We start from the raw sequence: 20047 nt of genomic DNA on the forward strand, positions 1-20047 counted from the left end.
CGCCAGATCGACCGCGTTGCCGGCTTATCGAGCTTGCGCGTTGCCGGAGCGGCGCTTGTCCGATACTGGTTGCTGCTACGTGCTGCGTTACACCAGGCTGTCGACCACGCCGCCATCCACGCGCAACGCCGCCCCGGTGGTAGCGCTTGCCTGGGGCGACGCGATGTAGACGACCATGTTCGCCACCTCTTCCATGCTCGCCGCCCGCTGGATGATGGAGGTGGGGCGGTTTTTCATGACGAAGGCGGCCGCGGTTTTTTCCAGCGACTCACCACTGGCCGCTTGCTGGTCCTTGAGCATGTCCTGCAGGCCCTCGGAGAGGGTAGGCCCCGGCAGGATGGCGTTGACCGTCACCCCGGTGCCGGCCATGCGCTTGGCCAGGCCACGGGACACGGACAGGTTGGAGGTCTTGGTGAAACCGTAGTGAATCATGTCCGCCGGAATATTCAGCGCCGACTCCGAGGAAATGAACAGCACCCGCCCCCAGCCACGTTCGGCCATGCCGGGCAGGTAGGCACGTGACAGGCGGACACCGGACATCACGTTGACCTGGAAGAAGCGCTCCCATTCATCGTCCGGGGTCTCGAAAAAGTCCTGCGGCCCATACACGCCGACGTTATTGACCAGAATATCCACCCTGGGCAACTGTTCAATGGCCTGCCGGCAGCCTTCGGCGCTGCCGACGTCAGCCGTCAGGCCCTGTACCTGGGCGCCGCTGACGGCCTGTTGCAGCTTGGCCACGGCTGCGTCCACCGCCGGGGCCTTGCGGCCGTTGACCACTACATGGGCGCCGGCTTCGGCCAGCCCCAGGGCAATGGCGAAGCCAATGCCCTGGGTAGAGCCGGTGACGAGGGCAGTCTTGCCGTGCAGATCGATGTTCATGGGCTGTCTCCAAGCGAATGGGCGATAGCATCAAGACCGGTGATGGCCGCCAGCGTTCCCTCGGGAAGGCGAGTATCAGGCGGCGCGCAAGGTCTTGATGATGGCCTTGGCATTGGGGGTCAGGCGCAGTTCATGCAATTGCCGGCGGTGCTGCCAGCGGCATTCGGCGATCTCGTTCTGGGCCTTGGGCTGGGCGTTGTCCGCCAGGCGGGCTTCAAACAGGTGGTGCAGGGTGTCGTCGCTTTCATACGCACCCAGGAACACTAGTTCGAGCACGTTCAAGCCGGTTTCTTCCTGCAGTTCGCGGGCGGCGGCAGCGGCCGGGCTCTCGTTTTTTTCGATCTTGCCGCCTGGCAGGTTCCAGCGCGACTTGGCTTTGCGCACGTAGAGGATCTGGTCTTCACGGCGGCAGATGAGGGTGGCGCGCTCTTTCATGGTGCGGGTTTCCTTCTTGCCTCAACGCTTTGCCCGGTGATGGGCACTGGCGCTGTCACAAATTCGTCATATCCTTGACTCAAGCATTAAGAATGCCAAGTAATTATGACAAAGACTCGGTCGCCTGCCTGTCGTTCGGCCATTTGCCCAAAAAAAACCATGACCGGTGGGCCGCTGTCACACAATTTGCAGGTGCTCAGCGTTAAAGTTAAGAAAAACAACAAGAAGGAGGCCGCCCATGAGCTGCTTGATATGCGCGGGAAGCGCGGAAGATCTGCAGTGCGATGGTGAGTGGGAAGAGCGTCATTGCCCCGACTGCGGGCGCTACCGCATGTCCCATGAGTTGGTACTGACCCTGATGGAGCAGGGGCAGATATTCGACGTGCACAAGATGCGTGCCTGGTTGCAGGCGCAGCGGCACCATTGTCAGGTGCCGAGCGTGGAGATCCATGAAGCGTTGCTGGTGCCGTGACGTGGGAAAGCCAATAGCGGCTTTCCGGGCCTGTAGGCGGGACAGCGGGGTGCCTGGAAGGCGGCGTTCTTGACGCGGCCAGGTCCGCTGCGGGGTTCAGTCCTTTTTGCCGGGTAACAGGGCGCCCAGTACCTGCTTGGCGGTCTGGGTGATGATGCCGGCTTCGTCGGGGTCGCCCTTGAACAGCGTGGTGGCGAATTTCTTCGCCTGCTCCAGGGTGATGTGGGGCGGCAGTGGCGCCACGTTGGGGTCGGTCTTGAACTCGATCAGCACCGGCGTGTCCGAGGCCAACGCCTGCTCCCAGGCGGCGGCGACCTGGTCTTCACGGTCGACGAAAATACCTTTCAGGCCAATGGAGATGGCGAACAGGTGGTACGGCACGTCGGGAATGTCCTGAGAAGCGGCGAATTTCGGGCTGCCTTCCATCACGCGCTGTTCCCACGTGACCTGGTTGAGGTCTTCGTTGTTGAACACTGCGCAAATCCACTGGGGGCTGTCCCAGGTTTTCCAGTATTTGGCCACCGTGATCAGTTCGGCCATGTTGTTCATTTGCATGGCGCCATCGCCCACCAGGGCGATCACCGGCTTGTCCGGGTGGGCGAACTTGGCGGCGATGGCATACGGGACTGCTGCGCCCATGGAGGCCAGGCCGCCGGACAGCGAGCATTGCATGCCTTTGCGGATCTTCAGGTCGCGGGCATACCAGTTGGCGCACGAGCCCGAATCGCTGGTGATGATCGCCTGATCGGGCAGGCGCGGTGACAGTTCGTAGACTACCCGCTGAGGATTGATCGGTTTGGCACTGGCCAGGGCGCGCGCGGTCAGTTTTTTTTCCCAATCGTCACGCCAGCCCTCGACCTTGTCACGCCAGGCACCGCCGCTTTTTTCGTGCAGCAGCGGCAGCAGGGCGCGCAGGGTTTCGGTGGCGTCGCCCGTCAGGTTGACTTCCATGGGGTAGCGCAGGCTGAGCATGTCGGGGGCCAGGTCAATCTGCACGCCCCGTGCCTGGCCCTCCTTGGGCAGGAATTCGGCATAGGGGAAGCCCGAGCCGATCATCAGCAAGGTGTCGCACTCGGTCATCAGTTTGTAGCTGGGCTCGGTGCCCAGCAGGCCAATGCTGCCGGTGACCCAAGGCAAATCATCAGGCAACACCGCTTTGCCCAGCAACGCCTTGGCCACGCCGGCGCCCAGCAGTTGCGCCACCTGGATGACTTCGTCCGCGGCGCCCAAGGCGCCGGCCCCCACCAGGATGGCGACCTTCTTACCCTCGTTGAGCACATCGGCGGCCCGTTGCAGGTCGGGCGGGTAAGGCAGCACGCGCGGTTTGCTGTAGCCCACACCGGAATGCACGGTGCCGTGAGCGCGGGCCGGTTCCTGGTAGGGCAGTTCCTGCAGGTCGTTGGGTAAAATCAGCGCAGTGACCCGCCGTTCACCCACCGCCGAGCGCACCGCGCGGTCGAGCAGGTGACGCACCTGGGACGGCACGCTGGCTTGCTCGACAAAGGTGCCGGCGACGTCCTTGAACAGTGACGCCAGGTCGACTTCCTGCTGGTAGTGACCGCCCAGCGCGCCCCGGGCCTGCTGGCCGACGATCGCCAGCACTGGCATGTGGTCCAGGCGTGCGTCATACAGGCCAGTGACCAGGTGGGTGGCGCCTGGGCCGGACGTGGCGATGCACACGCCCAGCTCACCGGTGAACTTGGCGTGGGCCGAGGCCATGAAGGCGGCCATTTCCTCGTGGCGGGCCTGGATGAACTGGATCTTGCCGAAGCGCTGCAGTGCCCCGAACACCCCGTTGATGCCGTCGCCAGGGTAGCCGTAGATACGGGTCACGCCCCATTCGTGCAGCCGTTGAACCAGGAAGTCGCCTACTGTCTGAGCCATGTGAACCTCGCCTGTCTAGGGATCTAAGGTTCTGGACCCGGCGCCTGGCGCGATAGTTTCATCGCATCCCGGTGGGGGGGCTCAGCGTAGCGGGCGGAAGAACGCGCGGATGTCTTCGGCCAGGGCGTGGGGGCATTCCATGGCGGCGAAGTGGCCGCCGCGGTGCATGTGGGTCCAGTGCTGCACGTTGTAGCAGCGCTCTACCCAGCTGCGCGGCGGCATGGGCAGTTCGGCGGGGAACCGGGCCACCCCCAGGGGGGGCAGCACGCGTTGGCCGGGGCTGAAGTGCAGCGGCTTGCGGCGGCTTTCCAGGTACAGGCGAAACGAGGCACCAATGCTGCCGGTGAACCAGTACAGCGCGATATTGGTCAGCAGGGCATCGAGGCCGAAGGCCTGTTCCACGTCGCCCTGGCAATCGCTCCAGGCCTGGAACTTCTCCAGGATCCACGCGGCAAGCCCCGCGGGCGAGTCGTTCAGGCCCACCGCGAGGGTTTGCGGGCGGGTGCCCTGGATCTGCCCGTACGCACCGTGCATCTGGCTCCAGGCGCTGGCCTGGTCGAGAAAACGCTGTTCTTCACTGCTGACCGGCGCCTGGTCCGGCCCCAGCGGTGGGCGGTAGGAGCCTGGCAGGAAATTCAGGTGCAGGCCTTTGACCCGTACCGGGTAACGGTAGGCCAGCCAGGTGGAGACGCTGGCGCCCCAGTCCCCCCCCTGAGCGCCGAAGGTGTCGTAGCCCAGGGCGGTCATCAACTGCGCCCACAGGCCGGCGATTTCAGACGGGCCCGTGCCCTTGCTGACGGGGGCCGGCGAAAAACCATAGCCGGGCAAGGACGGTACCACCACGTGGAAGGCGTCGGCGGCGTCGCCGCCGTGGCTGGCAGGATCGGTCAGCAGCGGCAGGATGGCTTCCATTTCCACGAACGAGCCAGGCCAGCCGTGGGTCAGCACCAGGGGCAACGGCGCCGGCCCCTGGCCGCGCTGGTGCAGGAAGTGGATGCGTTGGCCGGGCATGTGCGCCATGAATTGCGGCAGGGTGTTGAGCCGGGCCTCCTGGGCGCGCCAGTCGAAATCCCGTTGCCAGTACTGCACCAGCCGGTGAAGGGTGGTGCTGTCGGTACCCTCGCTCCAGCCATTGCCTTCCACGCCCGTGGCCCAGCGCGTGGCGCCCAGGCGCTGGCGCAGGTCCTGCAGCGCCTCGTCGCTGATGGCAATGCTGAAAGGCTCGATCCTCATCCGTCCTACTCCCTGGCGCTGGCGGTGGCATGGGGATGATAAAGGACTACGCTCAGAAATGGTAATACACCCCCACCGACAGGTTCTGCGGGTCGTCGCCCGTCTGTTCCACCGGGGTACCTGCATACGTCACCGCCGAGTTGCGCTGGTTGCTGATCATGCCCAGGTGCACGTAAGTCGCCAGGCGAGGCGTGAAGAAGTGGTCGTAGCCGATCATGGCACCGTAGGCATCCTTGGCGCCAAACTCCACGCTGCGCTTGACCAATACCAGGCGGGTCAGGTCGCGCTTGCCCAAGGGCATGATGAAGCCTGCGGTGACTACCGTTGTGCTGGGGGTGGCGCTCTGGTCCACGTCCTGGCGCTGCCAGGTGAGACTGCTGGAGAATGGCCCGAAGTCGTAGAACGCCGACAGGCTCTTGTAGTAGTTGGCGGTCTGCTTGAGTTGGCCGTCGTCTTCCCAGGGGTCGCTGAGGTAGCGGTTGAACGATGCCAGCAGAATGAGGCGTTTATCCGTGTACTGCAGCTTCGCGCCGGCACCGCGCAGGGTGCGTCCTTCGCTGGCATGGTCGTCCAGGCCGAGGCTGGCGGCGGTGGCGATGCTCCAGCCATGGAAGGTAGGGGTGGTGTAGGCCACGGTATGCTTGGGGCGCAGGTCCAGGTAGTAAGCGCCTTTGCCCGCCGCTGGCACGGCCAGGTAGGTGTAGGGCGAGCCATAACTGGCCAGGAACGGGTCGGCAAAGGTGGGGGTGCCCATGCCGTAGGTCTTGCCGACCTCGAGTTTGCCGTACTCCCTGGAGCGCAAAGCCGCGACGGCCAGGCGCAGGGTACCGATGCTGCTCCAGTTCTTCCCTACGGTGTTGCCATTGACGTTGAAGCCTTCCTCGACGTCCATTTCCAGCACGGTATCGGTGGCCACCGGGGTGCGTGCATACACCCCGAGCTTGTTGGTCCACGCGCCGCCACCGCCCAGCTGGGTACCGGTGGAGTGGCCTGAGTCGTGGTAGCTGGCGAAGGCGTCGAGGGTGCCGTAGGCCTTGAGTTTGCTGTCAAAACCGCTGTCGATGCCGTAGTAGCCGAAGCCGGGGGCGATCATGGCAATACCGGGAAAACCATCGGCCTGGGCGGTAGATGCCAAGGCAAAGCCCTGGGCGAACACGGCCAGTGACGCGGCGGTAGCATAACCTTTGTTCATCGACGACTCCTTGGGCAAGACCGGGAGCGTCAGGGTCGCGGACGACGGGCCGCGAGGGGAATTGCCGATTGGTGCAGGCCATGCGTTTTGCGCAAGGACGGCCTGGGCCCGTGAATGCATCGGGCCAGAGCCCGCGCCGCTGCAGGAAGCAGGGCTGCAGGGTGCAAGCGCGGTGCGCCATCGTGGGTCAAGGGCAGGGGAATCGCGTAGCAACCCGGCGGTGCTGGGGCAGGCCGTTGTGCGCAACGGCCAGGGCATCAACCGATGGTCAAGCCCTTGCCCAATTGGCACGGCGGGCGCGCATTTGCGACGTCGCTTACAGGCACTCGCGCACGGCTTTGTTCAGCGCGCCGCGGTTGAAGCTCAGCGGTTCGCGCTGGTACCAGGAGACTTCGCTGCCGTTCTGGGTCTTGTAGATATCCAGGATTTCATCGGCGGCCATCTTGCTGCTGACGGTCAGCCGGTAGTGGCGCTGGTTGCCGGTGTTCTCGGTGTCCGGGCGCAGGGCCTGCCATTTGGGCAGGATGCAACTGCCCACTTCCTCGGGGGACTTGCTGCTGGTGAATGTCTTGGAAGGGGCGTTGGGTGCCGACGCACAGCCGGCCAGGCCGATGACACAGAGCAGGGAAAACAAGGGTAGTCGCATTGAACGGGATCCTGAAGCGCGGGCGCAGCCGCGGGACGGCGTGAGGGTATAAGCACGCAACGTTCAATTATATCGAGAAAGTACGATATGGGCATATTTTTTAAGCGTGGTTCAGCGCTGCGACAGCTCCCGCAGCTGCTGCACCTGTCTGTCGCTGCGTCCTGGACGCCGGGTCATGGCTGGCGGCCAGGTGGCTCGTCCCAGGGCGCGGGCACACGTATCCAGCCTTCCATCAACACCCGTGCGCTACGGCTCATGATGGCCTTGACCACCGCCCACTGGCCGTCGACGAACTCGGCCTGGGCGCCGACGCGCAAGGTGCCCGAAGGGTGGCCGAAGCGCACGCTGTGGCGTTCGCCACCCCCTGCCGCCAGGTTCACCAAGGTGCCGGGGATGGCGGCTGCCGTGCCGATGGCCACCGCCGCGGTACCCATCATGGCATGGTGCAGCTTGCCCATGGACAAGGCCCGCACCAGCAGGTCGACGTCTGCGGCCCCCACCGCCTTGCCGCTGGAGGCGGTGTAAGCGGCGGGGCCGGCGACGAACGCGATCTTGGGGGTGTGCTGGCGGGTCGCGGCTTCGTGCAGGTCCTTGATCAGGCCCATGCGCAGCGCCCCATGAGCCCGAATGGTTTCGAACCGGGCCAGGGCCAGCGGGTCGCCGTTGATGGCGTCCTGCAGTTCGGTACCGGTGTAGCCGATCTCGGCGGCATTGAGGAAAATGGTCGGGATGCCCGCGTTGATCAGGGTGGCTTTGAAGGTGCCGACGCCGGGTACCGGCAAGTCATCGACCACGTTGCCGGTGGGGAACATGGCGCCGCCACCGCCGTCCTCCTCGGCGGCGGGGGCCATGAACTCCAACTGCACCTCGGCAGCGGGAAAGGTCACGCCGTCCAGTTCGAAGTCGCCGGTTTCCTGTACCGCGCCCTCGGTGATCGGCACGTGGGCGATGATGGTCTTGGCGATGTTGGCTTGCCAGATGCGCACCGTGGCCACGCCATTGCGCGGCATGCGGCTGAGGTCTACCAGGCCATTGCTGAGGGCGAACGAGCCTACGGCAGCGGAGAGGTTGCCGCAGTTGCCGCTCCAGTCGATGAAAGCGGAGTCGATGGACACCTGGCCGAACAGGTAGTCCACGTCGTGCTCGGGCCGTGTGCTCTTGCTCAGGATCACCGTCTTGCTGGTGCTGGACGTGGCGCCGCCCATGCCGTCGATCTGCTTGCCATAGGGGTCGGGGCTGCCGATCACGCGCAGGAGCAGCGCGTCACGGGCCGGGCCTGGCAGCCGGGCTTCCTCAGGCAGGTCATCGAGCTTGAAGAACACGCCCTTGCTGGTGCCGCCACGCATGTAGGTGGCGGGTATTTTCAGTTGTGCGGGGTAGCTCATGGGGTGAAGTCCTCAGGCGGCGGGCGCTTGTTCAAGGAAGTCCTGGGCAAAGCGCTGCAGCACGCCACCGGCTTCGTAGATGGACACTTCCTCCGCCGTGTCCAGCCGGCAGGTCACTGGCACCTCCACGCGTTGGCCGTCGCGGCGGGTGATCACCAGGGTCAGGGTAGCGCGCGGCGTGCGCGCGCCCAACACGTCGTACATTTCGCTGCCGTCGATGCCCAGGGTGTGGCGGTTCGTGCCCGGCAGGAACTCCAGCGGCAGCACGCCCATGCCCACCAGGTTGGTGCGGTGAATGCGCTCGAAGCCTTCGGCAGCGATGGCTTCCACGCCGGCCAGGCGTACGCCCTTGGCCGCCCAGTCGCGGGAAGAGCCCTGGCCGTAATCAGCCCCGGCGATGATGATCAGTGGCTGCTTGCGCTGCATGTAGGTCTCGATGGCCTCCCACATGCGCATCACCTGGCCTTCAGGCTCGACGCGGGCCAGGGAACCCTGTTTCACCTTGCCATCCTCCAGCACCATTTCGTTGAACAGTTTCGGGTTGGCGAAGGTGGCGCGCTGGGCGGTCAGGTGGTCGCCACGGTGGGTGGCGTAACTGTTGAAGTCTTCCTCGGGCACACCCATTTTCGCCAAGTATTCACCGGCGGCGCTGTCGAGCATGATGGCGTTGGACGGCGACAGGTGATCGGTGGTGATGTTGTCGGGCAGCACCGCCAGCGGGCGCATGCCCTTGAGGGGACGGGCGCCGGCCAGGGCGCCTTCCCAGTAAGGAGGGCGGCGAATATAGGTGCTTTGCGGGCGCCAGTCATACAACGGCGCGACCTTGGGCCCGGTGTCTTCGTGGACGGCGAACATGGGAATGTAGACCTGACGGAACTGCTCCGGCTTGACTGACGTTTTGACCAGGGCGTCTATTTCGTCATCACTGGGCCAGATGTCTTTCAGGCGGATTTCCTCGCCGGCAGGGCCATGGCCCAGGACGTCCTTCTCGATGTCGAAGCGGATGGTGCCGGCGATGGCGTAGGCCACCACCAGGGGCGGCGAGGCCAGGAATGCCTGCTTGGCGTAAGGGTGAATACGCCCGTCGAAGTTGCGGTTGCCTGACAGCACGGCGGTGGCGTACAGGTCGCGGTCGATGATTTCCTGCTGAATGGCCGGGTCCAGGGCGCCGGACATGCCATTGCAGGTGGTGCAGGCGAAAGCCACCACGCCAAAGCCCAGTTGTTCCAGTTCCGGCAGCAGGCCGCCTTCCTCCAGGTACAGTTTGACGGTCTTGGAGCCGGGGGCCAGGGACGTTTTCACCCACGGCTTGCGGGCCAGTCCCAGACGGTTGGCGTTACGCGCCAGCAGGCCCGCGGCAATGACGTTGCGCGGGTTGCTGGTGTTGGTGCAACTGGTGATGGCAGCGATGATCACCGCACCGTCGGGCATTTGCCCCGGCGTCTCGGTCCATGGTGCGGCGATGCCCTTGGCGGCCAGGTCGCGGGTGGCCAGGCGAGCGTGAGGGTTGCTGGGGCCAGCCATGTTGCGCACCACGGTGCTCAGGTCGAAGCTCAGGCTGCGTTCGTATTCGGCGGTCTTCAGGCTATCGGCCCACAGGCCGGTTCGCCGCGCGTAATCCTCGACCAGCTGCACCTGCTGGTCTTCTCGGCCGGTGAGCTTGAGGTAGTCGATGGTCTGCTGGTCGATGTAGAACATCGCCGCGGTGGCGCCGTATTCGGGGGCCATGTTGGAAATGGTGGCGCGGTCGCCCAGGGTCAGTTTCGAGGCGCCGGCGCCGAAGAACTCCAGCCAGGCCCCCACCACTTTCTGTTGGCGCAGGAATTGGGTCAATGCCAGCACCATGTCGGTGGCGGTGATGCCGGGTTGCAACTGGCCGGTGAGTTCCACACCGACGATGTCCGGCAGGCGCATCCATGAGGCACGGCCCAGCATCACGCTTTCGGCTTCCAGGCCACCGACGCCGATGGCGACCACGCCCAGAGCGTCGACATGGGGGGTGTGGCTGTCAGTGCCCACGCAGGTGTCGGGAAAGGCCACGCCGTTCTGCACCTGGATCACCGGTGACATTTTCTCCAGGTTGATCTGGTGCATGATGCCGTTGCCTGGGGGGATCACGTCGACGTTCCTGAAGGCTTTTCTGGTCCAGTCGATGAAGTGGAAGCGGTCTTCGTTGCGACGGTCTTCGATGGCTCTGTTCTGTTCGAACGCCTGGGGGTCGAAGCCGCCGCGCTCCACGGCCAGGGAGTGGTCGACGATCAGTTGCGTGGGCACCACCGGGTTGACCTGGGCCGGGTCGCCGCCTTGCAGGGCAATGGCATCGCGCAGGCCGGCCAGGTCCACCAGGGCGGTCTGGCCGAGAATGTCATGGCACACCACGCGGGCAGGGAACCAGGGGAAGTCGAGGTCGCGCTTGCGCTCGATCAGTTGCGTGAGCGACGCCGTGAGGGTGGCGGGCTCGCAGCGGCGCACCAGGTTCTCGGCCAGCACCCGCGCCACGTAGGGCAGGGTGGCATAGGCGCCTGGCGTGATCGCGTCCACGGCGGCGCGAGTGTCGAAATAGTCCAGGGCAGTGCCTGGCAGGGGCTTGCGGTACTGAGTATTCATGGTGCTGGACTCGATCACGGTTAAGTCGCAGATCTGGGCCTGCTCAATTCCCTGTGGAACCGGCGGCGAGGCGAGGTGTGGTTGTTCAACGCTGCTCTATCGGCACATACGCGCGCTGTGCTGCGCCCACATACTCTGCACTGGGCCGAATGATGCGGTTGTTGGCCCGCTGTTCGAACACATGCGCGGCCCAGCCAGTCAGGCGTGAACACACGAAAACAGGCGTGAACAGCTCAGTGGGCAGGCCCATGAAATGGTAGGCCGAGGCATGATAGAAGTCGGCGTTGGGGAACAGTTTCTTCTGCTCCCACATGGTCTTGTCGATGGCCTCGGAAACGGGAAAGATCACGGTGTCGGCGACTTCCTGCGCGAGCTTTTTCGACCAGACCTTGATGACCTCGTTGCGCGGGTCATTGTCCTTGTAGATGGCGTGGCCGAAGCCCATGATCTTGTCCTTGCGCTCGAGCATGGCCAAAGTACCGCGAACCGCTTCTTCCGGGCTCTTGAACTTCTCGATCATGGCCATGGCCGCTTCGTTGGCCCCTCCGTGCAGCGGCCCGCGCAGGGTGCCAATGGCGGCGGTGATGCAGGAATGCAAGTCCGAGAGGGTCGAGGCGCACACCCGGGCCGTGAAGGTCGAGGCGTTGAATTCGTGCTCGGCGTAGAGGATCAGCGATACGTTCATGACCTTGCGGTGCAGCTCGCTCGGGGTCTTGCCATGCAGCAGGTGCAGGAAGTGCCCGGCGGTGTCTGGCTCGTCAGTGCGGCAATTGATGCGCACGCCATGGTGGCTGAAGCGGTACCAGTAGCACATGATCGCGGGGAACGCGGCCAACAGGCGGTCGGTGACATCGTGCTGCTGGTCGAAGTTTTTCTCCGGTTCCAGGTTGCCCAGGAACGAGCAACCGGTGCGCATCACGTCCATGGGGTGGGCATTGGCCGGAATGCGTTCCAGCACTTCCTTCAGCGCCTGGGGCAGGTCGCGCAGGGTGGCGAGCTTGTGCTGGTAGTGGTCCAGGTCCGCGTGGTTGGGCAACTCACCGTACAGCAGCAGGTAGGCCACTTCCTCGAACGTGGCCTGTTCGGCCAGTTCGCGCACGTCATAGCCACGGTAGGTCAGGCCGGCGCCGGCCTGGCCCACCGTGGACAGGGCAGTCTGCCCGGCCACCTGGCCACGCAGGCCAGCACCACTCAATACTTTTGCTTCGGCCATGGTTCTCTCCATTCTTGAATTTATTGTCTGGATTCACGGTAAAAAACGTTGTGAGCACTTCCGGCACGCGGCGTGGCGGCCGCTGCTAAAGGGCTGTCTTCGTCTGGGCAAACAGCGCGTCAAGCTTCTGTTCGAACAGGTGGTAGTCGATGGCGTCATACAGCTCCATGCGAGTCTGCATGGTATCGATGACGTTTTTCTGCGTGCCATCGCGGCGGATGGCACCGTAGACGTTCTCCGCGGCCTTGTTCATGGCCCGGAAGGCCGACAGCGGGTAGAGCACCAGGGCCACGTCCACGCTGGCCAGTTCCTCGGTGGTGTACAGCGGCGTGGCACCGAACTCGGTGATGTTGGCCAGGATAGGCGCGCGCACTCGCTCGGCGAACTGCTTGTACATGGCCAGTTCGGTGATGGCCTCGGGGAAGATCATGTCGGCACCGGCTTCCACGCACGCCTCGGCGCGGTCCAGGGCAGCCTGCAGGCCTTCCACTGCCAGGGCGTCGGTGCGTGCCATGATCACGAAACTGTCATCGGTGCGGGCGTCCACCGCGGCCTTGATACGGTCGACCATTTCCTGCTGGCTGACGATTTCCTTGTTCGGCCGGTGGCCGCAGCGCTTGGCGCCCACCTGGTCCTCGATGTGGATGGCGGCGGCGCCGAACTTGATCATCGACCTCACCGTGCGCGCCACGTTGAACGCCGAAGAACCAAAGCCCGTGTCCACGTCCACCAGCAAGGGCAGGTCGCAGACGTCGGTGATGCGGCGCACGTCAGTGAGCACGTCGTCCAGGCCACTGATGCCCAGGTCCGGCAGGCCCAGGGAACCGGCCGATACCCCGCCGCCCGACAGGTAGATGGCCTTGAAACCGGCCCGCTTGGCCAGCAGGGCATGGTTGGCATTGATGGTGCCCACCACTTGCAATGGGTGTTCGCTGGCTACGGCATCGCGGAAACGCTGGCCTGGGCTGTTCTTGTTATTCATGACTCACCTCGAGGGTTGGTGGCGGCGTCCGGGTAGTGACGCTCGATATTGCGGCGGGACGCGCCGATATGGCGGCGCATCAGCAATTCGGCCAGTTCGCCGTCGCGGTCGGCGATGGCGTCCAGAATGCGATGGTGCTCGGCAAACGCCTGGCGCGGGCGGTTGGGCGTGGTGGAAAACTGGATGCGGTACATGCGCACCAATTGATACAGCTCGCCGCACAGCAGTTGCGCCAGCGTGCGGTTACCGCTGCCCTGGATGATGCGGTAGTGAAAGTCGAAGTCGCCTTCCTGCTGGTAATAGCCCAGCCCGGCCTGGAACGCTGCGTCGCGCTCGTGGGTGTGCAGCACCTGGCGCAGTTCGTCGATCTCGGCCTCGCTCATGCGTTCGGCGGCCAGGCGGCAGGCCATGCCCTCCAGTGACTCGCGAATCTCGTACAGTTCGATCAGTTCGGCGTGGCTGAGCGACACCACGCGCGCACCCACATGGGGTACGCGCACCAGCAGGCGTTGGCCTTCCAGGCGGTGAATGGCCTCGCGCAGCGGGCCCCGGCTGATGCCATAGGTGCGCGCCAGCTCGGGTTCGGAGATTTTGCTGCCTGGGGCGATCTCGCCGCTGACGATGGCGGCCTGAATGCGCCGGAAGACATTTTCCGAGAGGGTCTCGGTGTCTTCGCCAGTAACGATGGTGGAGGAGTCCGCGAGCATATTGTCGACACAATGTTGGGTTGTGGGCTAAAAAATAGCGCCGTACGCCAGATTGGTCAATTATGAAATTGGTATTGTCGACAATCGTCGAATGTCACGGCAACGTTGCCGTCCGGGTGGGCGCTGCTGTGGCCGGATGCTTTACACTGATGCCTCATGAACCGCCCAGGGGGCCCCATGCCGTACACCTGCACACTGATCGATTCCCCCGTCGGCATGCTCACCCTGGTCGCCCGCGGCCCCAAGCTGGCCGCCATCCTCTGGCAGGATGACCGCCCTGGCCGTGTGCGCCTGGGTGAGGTGCGCGAGCAGCACGACCACCCGATGCTGGTGCGTACCGCCACGCAGTTGGACGAATATTTCGCGGGGCGCCGGGAAACCTTCGACCTGGAGCTGGATTTTGCCGGCACAGCGTTTCAGGTGCAGGTCTGGCAAGCGCTGCTGCGCATTCCCTTTGGCGAAACCCGCAGCTACCTGGATATCGCCCTGCAGTTGGGCAACCCCAAGGCCGTGCGGGCGGTGGGCGCCGCCAATGGCCGCAACCCCATCTCCATCATCGCACCCTGCCACCGGGTGATCGGCAGTTCCGGCAGCCTGACCGGGTTTGCCGGCGGCCTGGCCGCCAAGCAGTACTTGCTGAACCTGGAGCGCCGGGATCTGTTGTTCGGCTGTTAAAGGCGCAGCCCTTCAACCTGCGCCTTGGCGCGAATCAGGTCGGCGTCGACCCGGTCCAGCCCGTCCAGAAAGGCCGGCAGGAACGAGCCGGGGCCCTGGGCCAGGGGCTCGGCATATTCGGCGGCCAGGGCGAAGTGCACATGGGCGGCGGCCACGGCGCAAAAACCATCCCGGGTAGCGGCGGCATAGGCCGCCACCAGCGCGCCCAGCGAGCAACCCGAGGCCGTGATACGTGGCAGCAGGGCGCTGCCACCGGCGATGCGCAGCAGGTAATGGCTGACCTCGCCGCGGTCGTCCCGCACCTTGCCCACCACATGGTCGATGGGCCCCGACGCCGATACGCAAGTCGCGTGCTTGAGCAAGGTGATCGCCGCGGGCATGGCATCGGCCGGGTCGCTGGAGCTGTCGAAGCCTTTCGCCTGGCTATTGCCCAAGCCTGCCAGGCCGATGATTTCCGCCGCGTTGCCGCGGATCACCGTGGGCCGCAGGGCCAGCAGCTCGGCCGCTACCTGGCCACGCCAGGGAAGCACGCCGGCCCCGATAGGATCCAGCACCCAAGGGCGGCCAAGGCTGTCGGCGGCCTGCACAGCCAGGCGCATGGCCCGCACCTGGGCGTCGGTGGGTGTGCCCAGGTTCACCAGCACGGCCCCGGCGATGGCGGCGAAGCCCGCAGCTTCCTCCGGGTTGTCGACCATGGCCGGCGAGGCCCCGGCGGCCAGCAGTACATTGGCCATGAAATTCACCGATACGCTGTTGGTCAGGCACTGCACCAGCGGGCCCTGTGCGCGCAGCGCCGCGTGGGCGGTGATGATGGATTCGACGGTGGGCGGCTGGCAGGGGATGAGCGACATGGGGAACGTCCGAAAAGGCGGGGGTTGATCAAAATACTCTCTTCTTTTGTGGTTGGCGCCAAGGCGCTCGGAAAACCTTGAATTGAGCAATATCATTCAAGACCCACCCAGTCCCCTCTGCGACACTCACCGTCCGTTCCAGCCATTTCAATAAAACATGCCGACTACCCTGCTCCCTCGCCACGCCTTTCTACGGGGCGCCGCTGCCATCGTGCCACTGTCCCTGGCCACCGCGCCGTGGGGGCTGCTGGCCGGCTCCATGGCCATCGAGGCCAACCTCACCCCGTTGCAGGGCCAGGGCCTGTCGGCCATCGTCTTCGCCGGTGCCGCGCAACTGGTAGCCATTGGCATGCTCAAAGGCGGAGCGGGGGTGCTGTCGATTCTGTTGACCACCGTGTTGCTGACCTCCCAGCACCTGTTGTACGGCATGAGCCTGCGGCCGATGATCGCCGGGTTGCCAGGGCGCTGGCGCGCAGGCCTGGGCTTTCTGCTCACCGATGAACTGTTTGCCCTGACCAGCCGCTACGACCAGCAGACCTTCAGCCGGTGGTACGCCCTGGGTGTGGGGCTGACCTTCTACGTGGCCTGGAATTTCTTTACCCTGCTGGGCATCCTGTTGGGCCGTAGCCTTCCGGGCCTGGAACACCTGGGCCTGGATTTCTCCATCGCGGCCACCTTCATCGCCTTGATCACACCCGTGGTGCGCAACATCCCCGCCCTGGTGTGCGTGGTGGTGTCGTTGTTCTGCTCGGTGCTGTTCAGTTATTGGCAGTGGGGGTCCGCCCTGGTGCTGTCAGGCCTGGCAGGCATGACGGCAGGTTTTGTGTGCAGCAAACTTCAAGGAGCACGTTCATGATCTGGGTCGTCATCATCGGTATGGGTACCCTCGTATTCCTCAACCGCTACGTATTCCTGGAACCGCGCTTGCCAGTACGGTTGGGCAGCAATGTGCGGCAGTTTCTGGGGTTCGCCGTGCCGGGCATGCTCACGGCCATCTGCGGGCCGATCGTGTTCATGCCGGACCGGCAATTGAACCTGCACCTGGACAACCCTTACCTGATCAGTTCGGCGGTAGCGGTGGGGCTGGTACTGTTCACCCGCAATACCCTGCTGAGCATGGGCTTGAGCATGGCGTTCTTCTTCCTGCTGCGCGCCTGTACCGGCCAGGTCTAACGATTTGACCGGCGCACATGGGCGGCAAAACCCTGCACCCCTGGCGCGATATCCTCACGCAAGGTCAACTGCGGAATGGCATAGTCCCCGCCATTCTGCGGCCTGAACGCGATGGGCGCGTCGCTCCACAGGGCGTCCAGTCGCTGCCCCAGCGCATGGGCCACGGTAGCGTAGCGGTCATCATCCATGCGGCCGGTGCGGTGAATGACCATGGCCGGCAGTACGTCGAAGCCGGGGTAGTGGAGGATGCCGTGCTGGATGGGAAACAGCAGGTCGTCCATGGGGCCGTTGATGCCTCGGGCGCTGTAGTGTGAGTCCCAGCCCCCCGTGGTAACCAGCAGCATGGCGCGCTTGCCCGCCAAGGTACCTTCGCCGTAGCGCTCGCCCCAGCGCGCTTCGGAATGTTCACCTACGCCGTAGGCAAAGCCATGGGCGTACACCCGGTCGACCCACCCTTTGAGAATCGCTGGCATCGAGAACCACCACAGTGGGAACTGCAGGATCACCGCGTCGGCCCATAGCAACTTCGCCTGCTCGGCCGCAATGTCCGGGCTTTGCAGGCCATGTTCCAGGGCGTGGCGGGATTCGCTTGAGGGTGAAAAGCATCGCGGGTCCAGGCGCCCCAGGGTGTCGCCGGCGTCCAGGGTGGCTTTCCACTGCATGGCGTACAGGTCGGATACCCGTACCTGGTGGCCGGCGCGTTGCAGGTGGGCCACCGCAAAATGCTTCAGGGAGCCGTTCAGCGATTGCGGTTCAGGGTGGGCATACACAATCAGGACGTTCATCGTTGGCACCTCGTGGTCAGTGAATGGCATCAGCGTGCGCGGTGCTAAGGTATAGTGGAAATGAATAACTGATATTCCAGGTATAGCCATGGTTAATCTCAGGCAGTTGGACCTGAACCTGCTGGTGACGCTGGACGTGCTGCTGGCCGAACAGAACGTCACCCGCGCCGCCCAGCGTTTGAGCTATTCCCAGCCGTCCATCAGTGTGCACCTGGCCAAGTTGCGCGACCTCTTCGACGACCCCCTGCTGTTGCCAGGGCCGCGGGGCATGCGCCCGACCGCGCGGGCACAGGCCTTGCGCGAACCGCTGCGCCAGGCCTTGGCGGGGCTTGAGGAGGCCGTGGCGCCGCTGGCACCCTTCGACCCCGCTCAGGCACGCGACACCTGGCGGGTGGCGGCGTCCGACGGCAGTGCTTCGTCCCTGGTGCTGCCAGCGTTGCAGGGGGTGCGCCAGGCCGCGCCGCACACTCGCCTGGCACTGCTGCAACTGGTTCCAGCGCGCCTGGCGCGGCAAGCCGAGGAGGGGGAGGTGGATATGGCGTTCCACACCCGTGACGAGGCGCCGCAAAGCCTGCGCAGCCGCGTCCTGTTCACCGAACGCTATGTGCTGGTGGGCCGGCAGGATCATCCGCGCCTGCGCCGCCGGCCCACCCTGGCGCAGTTCTGCAAATTGGAACAGGTAATCGTGTCACCCGATGGCGGCGGCTTTTCGGGGGTGACCGACAGCGCCCTGGCAGCCGTGGGCCTGAGCCGCAAGGTGGTGTTGTCGGTAGCGCACTTTCTGCTGGTGCCCAACGCCCTGGCCAGCACCGACCTGGTAGCGCTGCTGCCCGAGCGGCTGGTGCGCGGCAATCCGGCCTTGCGCGTGGTCGAACCGCCGTTGGCGTTGCCGACGTACCAGATGACCCTGTTGTGGCCGGAGCGTTGCCACCGCGACCCGGGGCATCGCTGGTTGCGCGAGTTCATGGTGCAGGCGCTGGGCGAGGGGTGAGCGCACGCTAAAGCCGCCCCTGAACCGAATTTCATCCTGTGGCAACTTGACGCACCCCCGTCAAAATTGCGCTAATTCGTTTTTTGACGTGAAAAGAGAAGCCGTCGCCCACCCTGTCACGCCCGCGCAGCCTGCGCGCGCTACAGTGCGTGGTGCGCCCTAGCCTATGACGGATAAAGAGATGAAAAACGTGCCTAACCAGTCCCGCCCGCTCTACATCGCCTACGCCGGCCCCTCGCTGCTGGAGATGCCGCTGCTCAACAAGGGCAGCGCCTTCACGCCTCAGGAGCGTATCGACTTCAACCTGATCGGCCTGCTGCCGCAGAACGTCGAGACCATCGAAGAACAGGTCGACCGGGTGTACCGCCAGTACGAGCAGTGCGCCAGCGACCTGGACAAGCACATCTACCTGCGTTCGATCCAGGACAACAACGAGACCCTGTTCTTCCGCCTGCTGGAATCGCATCTGGACAAGATGCTGCCGATCATCTACACCCCGACCGTCGGCCAGGCCTGCCAGGAATTCTCCAAGATCTACCGCACCCACCGCGGCCTGTTCATCTCCTGGCCGGACCGCGACCGCATCGATGACATCCTGCGCAGCGCCACCAAGGACTCGGTGAAGATCATTGTGGTCACCGACAGCGAGCGCATTCTCGGCCTGGGCGACCAGGGCATCGGCGGCATGGGCATTCCGATTGGCAAGCTGTCGCTGTACACCGCGTGCGGTGGCATCAGCCCGGCCTACACGCTGCCGATCGTGCTGGACGTAGGCACCAACAATCAGGAACTGCTGGACGACCCGATGTACATGGGCTGGCGCCACCCGCGCGTGACCGGCCAGGAGTACGCCGAGTTCGTCGACCTGTTCATTCAGGCGGTCAAACGCCGCTGGCCGGGCGTGCTGCTGCAGTTCGAAGACTTCGCCCAGACCAACGCCATGCCGTTGCTGGAGAAATATCGCGACGAACTGTGCTGCTTCAACGATGACATCCAGGGCACCGCTTCGGTGGCCGTGGGCACGCTGCTGGCGGCCTGCAAGGTCAAGAACCAGAAACTGGGCGAGCAGGTGGTGGCCTTCGTGGGGGCCGGTTCCGCAGGGTGCGGCATTGCCGAACACATCGTCGCCGCCATGCAACTGGAAGGGCTGTCGGAAAGCGAGGCGCGTCAGCGCATCTTCATGGTCGACCGGTTCGGCCTGCTGACCGACGACATGAGTGGCCTGCATGATTTCCAGATGCGCCTGGCGCACAAGGCCGGCGCCGTGCAAGGCTGGCAGCGCGACGACAATGGCATTGCGCTGCTGGAAGTGGTCAAGCAGGCCAAGCCGACCATCCTGATCGGGGTTTCGGGCCAGCGCGGCCTGTTTACCGAAGCGGTGGTGCGTGAGGTGTACGCTCATTGCCCGACACCGCTGATCATGCCGCTGTCCAACCCCACCTCGCGGGTCGAGGCCACCCCGGCCGAAGTCCTGGAATGGACCGACGGCAATGCCCTGGTCGCCACGGGCAGCCCGTTCGCTCCCGTGGAAATCAACGGCCGCACGCTGCCGATCGCACAATGCAACAATGCCTACATCTTCCCCGGCATCGGCCTGGGCGTGGTGGCCGCCAAGGCGACGCGCATCACCGACGCCATGCTCATGGCTGCCTCCAATGCCCTGGCAGAGTGCTCGCCTGTGGTCACCGGTACTGGCGATGCCGTCCTGCCGCCGCTCAAGGACATTCAGGCGGTGAGCAAGAAGATCGCCGTGGCGGTTGCCAAGCAGGCTCAGGCCGATGGCGTGGCCCTTGAAACCCCAGAGGAACTGCTGTTGCAGGCCATCGAACGCAACTTCTGGTTCCCGCGGTATCGTTTCTACCGCCGCTCGGCGGTGTAAGCGGCACGACGGGCCTGGTTGCCAGGCCCGTTTTCCATCGCTTTTTTTCGCGCTT

General features: G+C 64.6%; 19 protein-coding genes. 6 read left to right on the forward strand and 13 right to left on the reverse strand.

The window, feature by feature from the left end:
• Positions 1 to 87: 87 nt before the first annotated feature.
• Positions 88 to 882, reverse strand: coding sequence for an SDR family NAD(P)-dependent oxidoreductase (locus tag QBK88_RS05425; RefSeq protein WP_268141859.1), 795 nt, complete (start codon positions 880 to 882; stop codon positions 88 to 90).
• A 75-nt stretch (positions 883 to 957) separates the two neighbouring features.
• Positions 958 to 1317 (reverse strand): NUDIX domain-containing protein, encoded by a 360-nt coding sequence (locus tag QBK88_RS05430; protein WP_277961239.1) that lies wholly within the window; start codon positions 1315 to 1317, stop codon positions 958 to 960.
• Positions 1318 to 1555: 238 nt separating this feature from the next.
• On the opposite strand from QBK88_RS05430, the gene QBK88_RS05435 reads away from it, so the two are divergent.
• On the forward strand, positions 1556 to 1789 hold the full coding sequence (locus QBK88_RS05435) for a hypothetical protein (protein ID WP_268141861.1): 234 nt from the start codon (positions 1556 to 1558) through the stop codon (positions 1787 to 1789).
• 96 nt (positions 1790 to 1885) lie between these two features.
• On the opposite strand, the gene QBK88_RS05440 is transcribed toward QBK88_RS05435, so the two are convergent.
• From QBK88_RS05440 to QBK88_RS05480, 9 genes are all read right to left on the reverse strand, one after another.
• Positions 1886 to 3673 (reverse strand): thiamine pyrophosphate-requiring protein, encoded by a 1788-nt coding sequence (locus QBK88_RS05440; RefSeq protein ID WP_277961240.1) that lies wholly within the window; start codon positions 3671 to 3673, stop codon positions 1886 to 1888.
• Positions 3674 to 3754: 81 nt separating this feature from the next.
• Positions 3755 to 4906 carry an epoxide hydrolase family protein gene (locus tag QBK88_RS05445; RefSeq protein ID WP_277961241.1) on the reverse strand — a complete coding sequence of 384 codons (1152 nt, stop codon included), beginning with the start codon at positions 4904 to 4906 and terminating at the stop codon, positions 3755 to 3757.
• Positions 4907 to 4958: 52 nt separating this feature from the next.
• Positions 4959 to 6098 carry a porin gene (locus QBK88_RS05450; RefSeq protein WP_277961242.1) on the reverse strand — a complete coding sequence of 380 codons (1140 nt, stop codon included), beginning with the start codon at positions 6096 to 6098 and terminating at the stop codon, positions 4959 to 4961.
• Between the two features lie 316 nt (positions 6099 to 6414).
• Positions 6415 to 6744, reverse strand: a complete 330-nt coding sequence (locus tag QBK88_RS05455; protein ID WP_268141865.1) for a hypothetical protein — start codon at positions 6742 to 6744, stop codon at positions 6415 to 6417.
• A gap of 173 nt (positions 6745 to 6917) precedes the next feature.
• On the reverse strand, positions 6918 to 8129 hold the full coding sequence (gene prpF, locus QBK88_RS05460; RefSeq protein WP_277961243.1) for a 2-methylaconitate cis-trans isomerase PrpF: 1212 nt from the start codon (positions 8127 to 8129) through the stop codon (positions 6918 to 6920).
• Between the two features lie 12 nt (positions 8130 to 8141).
• The gene (acnD, locus tag QBK88_RS05465) at positions 8142 to 10736 is read right to left on the reverse strand and encodes a Fe/S-dependent 2-methylisocitrate dehydratase AcnD (protein WP_277961244.1); all 2595 of its coding nucleotides are present in this window, start codon (positions 10734 to 10736) and stop codon (positions 8142 to 8144) included.
• Positions 10737 to 10821: 85 nt separating this feature from the next.
• A complete protein-coding gene (prpC, locus tag QBK88_RS05470; RefSeq protein WP_277961245.1) occupies positions 10822 to 11949 on the reverse strand; it encodes a bifunctional 2-methylcitrate synthase/citrate synthase in 1128 nt (375 codons plus the stop codon).
• An 85-nt stretch (positions 11950 to 12034) separates the two neighbouring features.
• Complete coding sequence (gene prpB, locus QBK88_RS05475) at positions 12035 to 12931, reverse strand: methylisocitrate lyase (protein ID WP_277961246.1); 897 nt, start codon at positions 12929 to 12931, stop codon at positions 12035 to 12037.
• A complete protein-coding gene (locus QBK88_RS05480; protein ID WP_277961247.1) occupies positions 12928 to 13638 on the reverse strand; it encodes a GntR family transcriptional regulator in 711 nt (236 codons plus the stop codon). Before QBK88_RS05480 ends, prpB begins: the two co-directional genes overlap by 4 nt.
• A gap of 177 nt (positions 13639 to 13815) precedes the next feature.
• On the opposite strand from QBK88_RS05480, the gene QBK88_RS05485 reads away from it, so the two are divergent.
• The gene (locus tag QBK88_RS05485) at positions 13816 to 14313 is read left to right on the forward strand and encodes a methylated-DNA--[protein]-cysteine S-methyltransferase (RefSeq protein WP_277961320.1); all 498 of its coding nucleotides are present in this window, start codon (positions 13816 to 13818) and stop codon (positions 14311 to 14313) included.
• Here the strand turns inward: QBK88_RS05485 and thiM are convergent.
• On the reverse strand, positions 14310 to 15164 hold the full coding sequence (gene thiM / locus QBK88_RS05490) for a hydroxyethylthiazole kinase (protein WP_277961248.1): 855 nt from the start codon (positions 15162 to 15164) through the stop codon (positions 14310 to 14312). The two genes, QBK88_RS05485 and thiM, sit on opposite strands and share 4 nt — an antisense overlap.
• 157 nt (positions 15165 to 15321) lie before the next feature.
• Between thiM and QBK88_RS05495 the strand changes: the two genes are divergently transcribed.
• Both QBK88_RS05495 and QBK88_RS05500 read left to right on the forward strand, forming a co-directional pair.
• Positions 15322 to 16020, forward strand: a complete 699-nt coding sequence (locus QBK88_RS05495) for an AzlC family ABC transporter permease (RefSeq protein WP_277961249.1) — start codon at positions 15322 to 15324, stop codon at positions 16018 to 16020.
• Positions 16017 to 16337 (forward strand): AzlD domain-containing protein, encoded by a 321-nt coding sequence (locus QBK88_RS05500; protein ID WP_277961250.1) that lies wholly within the window; start codon positions 16017 to 16019, stop codon positions 16335 to 16337. Before QBK88_RS05495 ends, QBK88_RS05500 begins: the two co-directional genes overlap by 4 nt.
• Here the strand turns inward: QBK88_RS05500 and QBK88_RS05505 are convergent.
• The gene (locus QBK88_RS05505) at positions 16334 to 17122 is read right to left on the reverse strand and encodes an NAD(P)H-dependent oxidoreductase (RefSeq protein WP_277961251.1); all 789 of its coding nucleotides are present in this window, start codon (positions 17120 to 17122) and stop codon (positions 16334 to 16336) included. The genes QBK88_RS05500 and QBK88_RS05505 overlap by 4 nt on opposite strands.
• 88 nt (positions 17123 to 17210) lie before the next feature.
• Here QBK88_RS05505 and QBK88_RS05510 point away from each other — a divergent pair, with 88 nt between their 5' ends.
• Both QBK88_RS05510 and QBK88_RS05515 read left to right on the forward strand, forming a co-directional pair.
• Positions 17211 to 18113 (forward strand): LysR family transcriptional regulator, encoded by a 903-nt coding sequence (locus QBK88_RS05510; protein WP_277961252.1) that lies wholly within the window; start codon positions 17211 to 17213, stop codon positions 18111 to 18113.
• Between the two features lie 181 nt (positions 18114 to 18294).
• Entirely contained in the window at positions 18295 to 19992 is a 1698-nt protein-coding gene (locus tag QBK88_RS05515; RefSeq protein WP_268141877.1) for an NAD-dependent malic enzyme, read from the forward strand.
• Positions 19993 to 20047: the final 55 nt, after the last annotated feature.

Source organism: Pseudomonas sp. RIT-To-2 (genome assembly GCF_029623465.1).
Classification (GTDB): Bacteria; Pseudomonadota; Gammaproteobacteria; order Pseudomonadales; family Pseudomonadaceae; genus Aquipseudomonas; species Aquipseudomonas silvicola.